The sequence below is a fragment of the Candidatus Arsenophonus phytopathogenicus genome (assembly GCF_056113345.1).
The window spans coordinates 70,928-82,472 of the sequence record NZ_JBUIOB010000015.1 but is presented as its reverse complement, the minus strand read 5'-3'; the positions used below and the strand labels follow the sequence as shown (position 1 = coordinate 82,472).

Below are 11,545 nucleotides of genomic sequence, written 5' to 3'. Positions count from 1 at the left end.
AACTTGATATGTTAGCTAAAATAAATATAATACTTAACTCTAATATAAATTTCACTTTCCGCAACTTCTGCTTCAAGTTTATTTTTATACTTTTATTTTTTAAATGTATTTTTATATTTAGCTGTATAAAACCATTAATCATATATTTAAATTTATTATAATTACTTTATTAAATTATTAATTTATTTTTTCATAGAAAAACCGTTAAATATTTATTATTTTAGTATTAGTAATAAATTCATAGAATATCAGGAAAAGATATAAACCTTTTGGTAATCTTTTATGAACTAGTTTTATCTATTGTAACTATTATTTCTAGCGAAATTTAATTTAGTTACCCCCCACACACAACCTGACATTACTTCGATAACAGGAATAAACAGTATTTATCACTAAAAGTATCTAATTAATCACATAAAGAGGGTGACTCTGAAATTTTGTACCACCAAATTCTTTGTTAAAACGAAAAAATTTAATATCAAGCCTAATTCAATTTTTTGTTAATAATATCATTTTTTATAAGGCGTGAATCGTGGTTTTAATGGCATTCTTTCATCTATCCGAACCTTATTAATCATAATATCTAGCTCAGTGATTTGATAATTTTTCCATAAATGAGAATAATTTTTCACCTCTTCAGGCCATTTATTGATAACAGAAAATCCCCGCTTAAGACATTCCTGATGTAGTGATGTATATCGCAAATGCAAAAATAGCAATTTATCCCTAAAAAAAATGACATGTCCCTTTCCTAAGGTATATAAAGTTAACGTAGACAATGTAACATTGCCTTCTTTTTTAACAATATAATTTGGTATACGAGTTAATTCTCTATGTTCAGCTAACAAGTGCTGATCGCATAATTCACTAGGCGGGATTACATTTATTCTCGTCATAATTAGCTAATAATCAAAATTTTTATGTTAAAAATCTTATTATATCTCTATTTACTAAATTTATATTAAAAATTATCTTATCTTATATTTTTACTATGCATAACCAATAAATTACCTGAGCCAGTAGGTGTATTTTTTGTCATGGGAGGATTTATCATTAAGCTTAATTGTGGCGATATTATTTGCTGCAATAAATCAACTCCAGCTATCGTAAACAGTTTTACAGCTTAAACATCAACCTTGTACACGTTAGCTACTTCAAAATTAGCCATGTTTTTTTATCTGCCAAAGACATTATCATATTTAGCATTACAGAATACTCACTATGCGATTTAAATTAGATAAACTTTAAGTATTTTGACAATCATATATAGTAAAAAATGATATAAAATTCTAACAAGACAACTCAATAAATAAATTGGTCATTATTTCATAAAATATATTTTAATATCATTTGGTTAATTTAAAATTTCGGTTTTATATCTACTAAAAATAACCATGAAATATTTATTTAAAATTTTGACTATTATATCCGTTTTAAAATTTAATCTAGTTAATATTTGCCATGCGATGACCAGTCCTACTGCCATATATGCTTGCGAGAAAATTGTCGTGGGAGTTGAAGATGGCAAACGCCATTTCTTAACACATGATGTTGAAGGTAATACACATAATATTATATTAAATGATTGACTTGACCATTAATTTTTTCATTTATTGCCAGTCTCATTTTGTTAATTATTATTAACCATATTAGTAAAAAAATAATCACTCTATTTTAATGGTGAGATGCAGATTAAATTTCTAAAATCAGCCAAATGCTAATTAATTGTTAAAAATAAACTATACTTGATAATGATTTACATTCTCGAGTATATAAGCTATGAAATCATTATTAAAACATCTACTATTATCACAATACTAATCGGACTTAATTCTACCGCTACTATAGCTGACGTTACCTCACAAAGAAACCCAGTGCCTAACAACAATGAGCATCTTGTAAACCCAGTTCTTCAAACTGGTTCAAATTATGTCGTTTGTTATTCCTCTACCTAACAAGGTCACATTGCTAACATTATGTTTATTGTCTGAATTAGATGTCATTGAACATTCTTCCTATTTATCGACAAAATTTAAATTACATAAGTAATATTAATTCAAAATTAAAATTTGGCATCTTGGAAAAATTGTTAATAGCTAATGATTAAAAATTCAACAATAAGAGTGTGTGCTGCTCAAGAAAAATCAATCATTTTTTTGCGCGCCATTGCAAAAATCTGATAATGGTAGATTAGCTATTATTTTTTTACCGAAGGAATAAGCAAGAATATCGTGGAAAAGAATGGCAAATCATTGCCGTTTAATTGTTCAGTTTTAGGGAACAAAACAATAGCTCACACATTAAACGGGAACCGTTAAGCTCCCGTGATTAATTCAGCAAAGCATAAAATTACATATGATTGATCACTGCATCACCAAACTCACTGCATTTCAATAGTTTAGCACCTGGCATTAAACGCTCAAAATCATAGGTGACGGTTTTGGCGGCAATCGCCCCTTGCATGCCTTTAATGATTAAGTCAGCGGCTTCTGTCCAACCCATATGGTGTAACATCATTTCAGCGGAAAGGATAATCGAGCCTGGATTGACTTTATCTTGACCTGCGTATTTCGGTGCTGTTCCATGGGTTGCTTCAAATAGTGCACAACTATCGCCTATATTGGCGCCTGGGGCGATACCGATGCCGCCAACTTGGGCCGCTAATGCGTCAGAAATATAATCGCCATTGAGGTTCATACAAGCAATAACGTCATATTCAGCTGGACGCAACAAAATTTGCTGCAAAAACGCATCAGCAATCACGTCTTTGATAATTATATCTTTACCTGTCTCTGGATGTTTAATTTTCATCCATGGGCCACCATCAAGTAATTCACCACCAAATTCTTGTTGTGCTAACTGGTATCCCCAATCTTTAAAGGCACCTTCAGTGAATTTCATTATATTGCCTTTATGCACTAAAGTGACCGATTTACGATTATTTTGGATAGCATACTCAATTGCGGCTCGTACTAGCCGCTTAGTTCCTTCTTCTGAACAGGGCTTTATACCGATACCACAATTGGTTGGAAAACGAATTTTATTTACTCCCATCTCATCTTGCAGAAATTTAATTACTTTATCTGCCTCAGAGCTGCCTGCTTTCCATTCAATACCTGCATAAATATCTTCAGAATTTTCGCGAAAAATCACCATATCAGCCAATTCTGGCTGTTTTACTGGGCTAGGAGTTCCTTGATAATAGCGCACTGGTCGTAAACAAATATAGAGATCGAGTTGCTGTCGTAAAGCAACATTTAAGGAACGTATCCCGCCACCAACAGGTGTCGTTAATGGCCCTTTAATAGACACATGATATTGTTGGATCAAATCGAGTGTTTCAGCGGGTAACCATACATCCTTACCATAAATTTGAGTTGATTTTTCACCAGTATAAATCTCCATCCAAGAAATCTTTTTATCACCGTGGTAGGTTTTTTTTACTGCTGCATCAACCACTTTTAACATCACTGGAGTAATATCAGCACCAATACCATCCCCTTCAATATAAGGAATTATTGGATTATTAGGGACATTAAGCTTACCTGCTGCAAGTGTAATTTTTTCACCTTGTTGAGGAACAACTACTTTGCTTTCCATCAATCTCTCCTTTTATTATCTTAGCGCAATACCTGTTAACTTATGGTAAGAATATTGCCTGATACTTGAATAATTTTTCTACGCGTATGTTTGCTAATTTAAGGTATAATAGGGATCTCATTTTTTATTAATCATTGCTATGATAAATCTGCAGCATAAAAAGACTAAATCAAAACAATATCATAACAAAAATAGCGCAAATTTTGTCAAACATACGATTAGTTCACGCAAAATATTACTCTTTAATAAACCGTTCGATGTATTGTCACAATTTACTGACCAAATTGGTCGCCAGACATTAAAAAATTATATTCCTATCACCAATGTCTACGCTGCAGGACGTTTAGATCGCGATAGTGAGGGTCTGTTAATACTCACTAATGATGGCAAATTACAAGCCAAATTGACCCAACCAAACGATAAAATGAAAAAAATTTACTATGTGCAAGTTGAAGGTATACCGGAATCAACCGCATTACAAAAATTTTGTCACGGTTTACTATTAAAAGATGGTATGACCAAGCCGGCAAAAGCTGAACTTGTGGCTGAACCCGACTGGCTTTGGCCACGTCATCCTCCTATACGCATAAGAAAAAATATTCCAACCTGTTGGCTAAAACTTACCTTATCAGAAGGCCGCAATCGACAAATACGTCGTATGACCGCCAACATAGGATTTCCAACCTTACGATTGATTCGCTATAGTATGGCTAATTTTCAATTAGGTAGCTTACAGCCTGGTGAGTGGAATGAGGTCGATCTTGTTTAAACCACACGTTACGGTTGCTAACGTCGTTCACGTTAAAGGTAAGTTTTTAATTGTAGAAGAAATTATTAATAATAAATCAGTCTGGAATCAACCAGCTGGACATTTAGAAGCTAACGAAACTATTTTTGCCGCCGCGAGCCGCGAGCTATATGAGGAAACCGGTATTAATGCATTTCCCCAGCAATTAATAAAAATTCATCAATGGATAGCCCCTGATGGCTGTGCTTTCCTGCGGTCTCTTTTTTGATTGAACTGGATCGGATCAGATGCCCAAAACCTCCCCACAAGATAATGATATCCACCAATGTTTATGGCTTACTGCTGATGAAATAGTATCCAGTCCATGCCTCCGATCGCCTTTAGTAGCAGAAAGCATCCGCTGCTTTATCAGTCGAGAATTTTTCCCATTAACATTAATCGACCCTTATCAATTTCATACCGGCTAATAGAGATTAATCCTTATGCTACTATGGTGCAACTTGCCACTGCATGTTAAAATATTTATGTTTACCCGCAATGAGATTTATTCATGTCAGATAGCCAGTTAAAAAAAGTCATCGTTGGTATGTCCGGTGGCGTTGACTCATCCGTATCCGCTTACCTATTGAAACAACAAGGTTATCAGGTTGCCGGTTTATTCATGAAAAACTGGGAAGAAGACGATAATGATGAGTATTGCTCAGCGGCTACCGATCTTGCCGACGCGCAATCGGTATGCGATAAACTCGATATAGAACTGCATACCGTTAATTTTTCCGCCGAATATTGGGACAATGTTTTTGCCGATTTTCTTGCTGAGTATAAAGCTGGCCGCACACCAAATCCTGATATTCTATGTAATAAAGAAATTAAATTTAAAGCATTTCTAGAATTTGCGGCGCAAGATCTGGCAGCAGACTATATTGCCACCGGCCACTATGCTCGACGCAAAACCGTTGATGGTCGCCATCAATTATTGCGTGGTTTGGATAACAACAAAGATCAGAGCTATTTTCTTTATGCGTTGGATCAAGCTCAACTAGCACAAAGTCTTTTTCCAATCGGTGAACTGGAAAAATCAGCCGTTCGCCGTATCGCTGAGGACGTTGGTTTAATTACCGCCAAAAAGAAAGACTCAACAGGAATTTGTTTTATTGGTGAACGTAAGTTTCGCGACTTCCTCGCTCGCTATCTGCCGGCTAAACCAGGTGCAATTATAACAGTTGATGGCAAAATTTTAGGTAAACATACAGGTTTAATGTATCATACTTTAGGCCAACGTAAAGGATTAGGTATTGGTGGTGTAAAAGAAGCAAACGACTATCCGTGGTATGTTGTCGATAAAGATATTAAAAATAATCAGCTAATTGTTGCCCAAGGCCATGCTCACCCACGTTTGATGTCCACAGGACTTATCGTCCAACAAATCCATTGGATTAATCCACCAGCGTTATACCAAACCAATCAATGTACAGTTAAAACGCGTTATCGACAATCAAATATCCCCTGCACAATGAAGCCACTTAGTGACAATAAAATCGCCGTGCAATTTGACTACCCTATTGCAGCCGTTACACCCGGCCAATCAGCAGTTTTTTATCAAGGTGAAGTTTGTTTAGGCGGTGGCGTTATTGAAACACGTATTCAGGAGTCAATGTGAGCAAAAATTTTTATGATATTACTCTTGCATTTGCCGGTATTTGCCAAGCATGCCGCCTGGTTCAACAATTGGCTCATGAAGGTAAAATTGACGATAATACGGCAAAAGTGATGATTAATAGCACCCTAAATATTAATCCAACATCCACATTAGCGGTTTATGGCAATAGCGAGGCAAATCTTCGTGTTGGTTTAAATACTTTACTTGCTATATTTACCTCTTCAAGTAATACGCTTTCCTCCGATTTAACCCGCTACTTATTAAGTCTCATTGGCTTAGAACGCCGACTAAGAAAAAATCTATCGGCTAGTGATGAACTTAAACGACGTATTGAATTACTTCAACAGCAAAAAAATTATTTTGAACCTATGTCCAGCGGCATTTTTAATGCGCTGGCAGGGATTTATGTAGATGTTATTAGCCCTATTGGCCCACGTATTCAGGTAATAGGTTCTCCTGACATGCTGCAAAATAGCTCGATACAAGCTAAAGTACGCGTATTACTTTTTACTGGCATTCGTAGCGCCGTTCTCTGGCAACAAGTCGGTGGAAGCCGCCTACAATTAATGTTTTCGCGACAACGCTTGATCACTCAAGCAAAAGAAATTCTTGCTCATTGTTAATAATTTGGGGAGTCACTACCAATGGAATTATCTTCACTGACTGCTGTATCGCCAATTGATGGCCGCTACAGTGATAAAGTCAGTCTATTACGTCCAATTTTCAGTGAATTTGGTTTACTGAAATATCGTATACAAGTAGAGGTACGCTGGCTACAAAAATTAGCAGCATGTGCTGACATTAAAGAAGTACCCGCATTTAGTGCCGAAATAACGGCTTATCTTGAACAAATTGTCGCTAACTTCAATGAAAATGACGCAATTCAGATCAAACAAATTGAACAAACAACTAACCATGATGTAAAAGCGGTTGAATATTTTCTGAAAGAAAAAATGGCAGCCATGCCTGAACTTGAAAAAGTGGCTGAATTTATTCATTTTGCCTGTACCTCTGAAGATATTAATAATCTTTCCCATGCCTTAATGCTAAAAATCGCCCGTGACCAAGTGGTTCTCCCTCAATGGCGAAAAATCATTAATAGCCTAAAAGAGATGGCGCGTCTTTATCGCGCATTGCCGCTACTATCAAGAACCCATGGTCAACCCGCGACGCCGACGACGATAGGTAAAGAGTTTGCTAATGTGGCTTATCGTATGGAGCGGCAATATCAGCAACTTGAGCAAATCGAAATTTTAGGCAAAATTAATGGTGCGGTGGGTAATTATAATGCCCATTTATCCGCTTATCCTGATATAAACTGGCATCTGTTTAGCGAACAGTTTGTTACTTCGTTAGGTATCAAATGGAATCCGTTAACAACCCAAATTGAACCCCACGACTATATTGCTGAACTCTTTAATTGTATTGCTCGTTTTAATACCATTTTGATCGATTTTGATCGGGATATCTGGGGTTATATTGCCCTTAATCATTTCAGACAAAAAACTGTCGCTGGTGAAATTGGTTCATCAACCATGCCTCATAAAGTTAACCCGATTGATTTTGAAAATTCTGAAGGTAATCTTGGACTAGCCAATGCCTTATTAAATCACCTGGCGAACAAGTTACCGATTTCACGTTGGCAACGTGATCTCACTGATTCAACGGTATTACGTAATTTAGGGGTCGGTATTGGTTATGCATTGGTAGCCTATCAAGCGACATTGAAAGGCTTGAGTAAATTAGAAGTCAATGAGCAGAATTTACAAACTGAATTGGATGCTACTTGGGAAGTTCTGGCTGAAGCTATTCAAACTGTTATGCGCCGTTATGGAATTGAAAAGCCTTATGAAAAACTAAAAGCTTTAACCCGCGACAAACGCACTACAGCAGACGACATCAAAGCATTTATTGATAGCTTAGATTTACCACAAGTAGAAAAAAATCGTTTAAAAACAATGACACCAACCAACTATATTGGTTATTCAGTCAATCTGGTGGACCATTTAAAATAACATTAATAGGTGAGCAATATTGATTGCTCACCCTACTTTTTAGTTTAATTAGCCAATCAAACCACATAATTATTTTCTTTTCATTCAGTAATATCTTGCCGTCATCCAGCTATCCTTCTAACATAGGATTTATTACTACTTTTTCTAGTAGATTTATTCAGAAATTGAGGTTGTTATGCGGATATTAATTGTAGAAGATAATGCGCTTTTACGTCACCATCTAACTGTCCAGTTAAAAGAGACCGGTCATCAAGTTGATGCAGCAGCAGATGCTAAAGAAGCCGATTATTTTTTACAAGAGGGTAATCCCGATATTGCAATTGTTGACTTAGGATTACCGGGTGAAGATGGATTAAGTATGATCAGGCGTTGGCGGCAGGACAACATTAAATTGCCTATTCTAATATTAACCGCTCGTGAACGCTGGCAAGAAAAAGTGGTTGCCTTAAATAGTGGTGCCGATGATTATGTGACAAAACCTTTTCATCTGGAGGAGATTTTAGCACGGGTTCAAGCATTAATCCGCCGTAACAGCGGACTTGCTTCGCAAATACTTCAACTAGGTGATTTTATTATTGATATGTCACGTAAAGAATTTACTATTAAAGATAAAAATATCAAACTCACCGCATTTGAATATACTATTTTAGAAACCTTAATGCGTAATAATAGTAAAGTAGTGAGTAAAGAGTCATTAATGCGCCAGCTCTATCCGGATGCAGAATTACGCGAAAGTCATACTATTGATGTTTTAATGGGACGATTAAGAAAAAAAATTATGCAAGCGTGGCCTAATGATGTCATTGTGACCGTTCGTGGGCAAGGTTATCGCTTTGACGCAGAACATTCAGATGATGCTATTTAATTTTTTAAAACGCAAAAAACCCTTTTCGTTGCGAACACGCTTTTTACTCGCAACTTCAGGGATAATATTAGCATTGACACTCTCATATGGTGCCGTTGCAATCGTTGGCTATTTAGTTAGTTTTGATAAAAGAACCTATACCTTACTACGTAGTCAAAGTAATCTATTTTATAGCCTGGCGCAATGGCGTAATAATAAGTTAGATATCCATGTCCCAACTGATTTTACCTTAAATGCACCAGCCTTTATTTTAATTTATAATCAACAAGGTGAAATTTTGTGGCGACAACGCCATATTCCTGCGATTGAAAACGCCATCGAAAAAGAGTGGTTAAAAAAGGATGGATTGTACGAATTAGATACCGGTTTAAATACTACTCGTGAATTAATTAAAGTCTCACCTAACGGCAGTAAACCTGCGCAAAAAGTCACTGATATTAAAGATAAATATTCCTCTTTAACTCACTCAGTTTCTGTCAACCACTATCAGGCAACTAAAAATCTGCCGCAACTTACTATTGTTATAATAGATACTTTACCTTTAGATCTACAGAAAACTGGATTAGTTTGGGAATGGTTTGGCTATGTTATATTAGCCAATTTTATTCTGGTTATTCCGATGCTTTGGCTAGTAACTTCCTGGAGTTTATACCCAATAGAATCATTAAGTTCACAAATAAGTGGCATCGAAAAAGGTGAACGAGAAGCGCTGGATCAAAATCCGCCATTAGAGCTCAACGGATTAGTGCGTAACTTGAATAATTTACTAGTAAATGAACAAAAACGCTATACCAAATATAGAACTACGCTTGCTAATTTAAGCCACAGCCTAAAAACCCCATTAGCGGTATTACAATCAACCCTCCATTCTCTGCGCTCAAGCAAACAAATGGCCATTGAACAAGCCGAGCCTATCATGCTGGAACAAATTGGCCGAATTTCACAACAAATAGGCTATTATTTGCATCGTGCAAGCATACATAGTGAAGATCATTTCGCAATACGAGAAATTTCTTCAGTTTCTGCCTTATTAGATAATCTATGCAGCGCCTTAACCAAAGTATATCAACAAAAAGGCGTCAATTTGATCCTCGATGTCTCGCCTGAAATCACTTGGATAGGTCAACCGATAGATTTTATGGAGATTATGGGTAATATTATTGAAAATGCTTGTAAATATTGCCTTGAATTTGTCGAAGTTAGCGCTAGTAGCACTGAAAATTCATTAACCATTATCGTCGATGATGATGGTCCTGGTGTTGCTGAAGATAAGCGAGATTTGATTTTTTTACGCGGTCAACGTGTTGATACTCTACGGCCAGGACAAGGTTTAGGGCTCTCTATTGCAGCTGAAATTATTGAACAATATGACGGAAATATTGCTATTACTCATAATCCATTAGGTGGAGCACGCGTGATTGTGACTTTTAGACAACAATCGCCCATGACAGATAGCTAATAGCACTAACACCATTTTCTTATTTTTAATCTGACAAAATAAATATGCAAAATAAAATAATTAACTATCAACTTAACATCAATTGGCCAGATTTCATCAAAAATTATTGGCAAAAAAGGCCATTATTAATTAAACAAGGATTTACTAATTTTATTGATCCTATTTCAGCTAATGATTTAGGTGGATTAGCAATGGAAGATGAAGTGGATAGTCGATTAGTTAGCTATCAGGATGGAAGGTGGAATGTCACTCATGGCCCTTTTGATAGCTATGATCAATTGGGTAAAACAGGATGGTCACTGCTAGTACAAGCCGTTAACCATTGGCATTATCCATCGACTGCTTTAATAGCGCCCTTTCGTGTTTTATCTGATTGGCGAATTGATGATTTAATGGTTTCTTATTCTGTTCCAGCAGGTGGCGTTGGCCCCCATATTAACCAATATGATGTTTTTATTATTCAAGGTCTTGGCCGCCGTCATTGGCGAGTAGGTGAAAAAATTGAACTAAAACAGCATTGTCCACATCCAGATCTACTCTAGGTAGAGCCTTTTGCGCCATTATTGATGAACAACTTGAGCCTGGCGATATCCTTTATATCCCGCCAGGCTTCCCCCATGAAGGCTACTCCATTGAGACTTCACTTAATTACTCAGTCGGTTTTAGATCACCGACTAGCCGTGAATTATTTAGTAGTTTTGCCGATTATCTTATAGCTAATGACTTAGGTAATGATCATTATAGCGATCCAGATATAGCGACACGTGACAATCCTGCTATGATCTTGCCAACAGAATTAACTGAAATACAACATATAATGCAACAATTGCTTGCTCAACCACATACTTTTAATCATTGGTTTGGCACATTTATTTCTCAATCTCGTCATGAGTTAGATATCGCGCCGCCCGAGCCATCCTATACTGTTGAGCAAGTTATCCAGCTTCTTTGTCAAGGAAATACCCTTTACAAACTTAATGGCTTACGTACCCTGAATGTTGCGGATCAATACTTTGTTAATGGTGAACAATTAATATCGCCTAAATTAAACATAACAGCTATCAATATACTTTGTGAAAAATAGGAAATTCACGCTGATATGCTAGGCAACGCATTGAATTACAAGGATTTCATGAAATTAGTCACTAAACTAATTAATGATGGATATTGGTATTTTAACGATTAAAATTGTTTAACC

General features: G+C 36.1%; 8 protein-coding genes and 2 pseudogenes. 8 read left to right on the top strand and 2 right to left on the bottom strand.

Annotated features, from left to right (window positions below; genetic code table 11):
* Positions 1 to 509: 509 nt before the first annotated feature.
* Together AC01GB_RS02665 and icd are read right to left on the bottom strand one after the other, a co-directional pair.
* Complete coding sequence (locus tag AC01GB_RS02665) at positions 510 to 896, bottom strand: pyrimidine dimer DNA glycosylase/endonuclease V (RefSeq protein WP_474450206.1); 387 nt, start codon at positions 894 to 896, stop codon at positions 510 to 512.
* A 1,453-nt stretch (positions 897 to 2,349) separates the two neighbouring features.
* Positions 2,350 to 3,600, bottom strand: coding sequence for an NADP-dependent isocitrate dehydrogenase (gene icd, locus AC01GB_RS02660; protein WP_474450204.1), 1,251 nt, complete (start codon positions 3,598 to 3,600; stop codon positions 2,350 to 2,352).
* 139 nt (positions 3,601 to 3,739) lie between these two features.
* Here icd and rluE point away from each other — a divergent pair, with 139 nt between their 5' ends.
* From rluE to AC01GB_RS02620, 8 genes and pseudogenes are all read left to right on the top strand, one after another.
* Entirely contained in the window at positions 3,740 to 4,369 is a 630-nt protein-coding gene (gene rluE / locus AC01GB_RS02655; protein WP_474450203.1) for a 23S rRNA pseudouridine(2457) synthase RluE, read from the top strand.
* Positions 4,362 to 4,815 (top strand): annotated as a pseudogene (locus AC01GB_RS02650) (NUDIX domain-containing protein). Before rluE ends, AC01GB_RS02650 begins: the two are co-directional and overlap by 8 nt.
* 83 nt (positions 4,816 to 4,898) lie before the next feature.
* Positions 4,899 to 6,008, top strand: coding sequence for a tRNA 2-thiouridine(34) synthase MnmA (gene mnmA / locus AC01GB_RS02645; protein ID WP_474450201.1), 1,110 nt, complete (start codon positions 4,899 to 4,901; stop codon positions 6,006 to 6,008).
* Entirely contained in the window at positions 6,005 to 6,631 is a 627-nt protein-coding gene (gene hflD / locus AC01GB_RS02640) for a high frequency lysogenization protein HflD (RefSeq protein ID WP_474450199.1), read from the top strand. The genes mnmA and hflD overlap by 4 nt, the downstream gene beginning before the upstream one ends.
* A gap of 21 nt (positions 6,632 to 6,652) precedes the next feature.
* Positions 6,653 to 8,023 (top strand): adenylosuccinate lyase, encoded by a 1,371-nt coding sequence (gene purB / locus AC01GB_RS02635; RefSeq protein WP_474450197.1) that lies wholly within the window; start codon positions 6,653 to 6,655, stop codon positions 8,021 to 8,023.
* A gap of 175 nt (positions 8,024 to 8,198) precedes the next feature.
* Positions 8,199 to 8,888: a two-component system response regulator PhoP gene (phoP, locus tag AC01GB_RS02630; protein WP_474450196.1), complete on the top strand. Its 690-nt coding sequence runs from the start codon at positions 8,199 to 8,201 to the stop codon at positions 8,886 to 8,888.
* Positions 8,875 to 10,347 carry a two-component system sensor histidine kinase PhoQ gene (gene phoQ, locus AC01GB_RS02625; RefSeq protein WP_474450316.1) on the top strand — a complete coding sequence of 491 codons (1,473 nt, stop codon included), beginning with the start codon at positions 8,875 to 8,877 and terminating at the stop codon, positions 10,345 to 10,347. The genes phoP and phoQ overlap by 14 nt, the downstream gene beginning before the upstream one ends.
* A 59-nt stretch (positions 10,348 to 10,406) precedes the next feature.
* Positions 10,407 to 11,533, top strand: a pseudogene (locus AC01GB_RS02620) (ribosomal protein uL16 3-hydroxylase).
* The last annotated feature ends 12 nt before the right edge of the window (positions 11,534 to 11,545 follow it).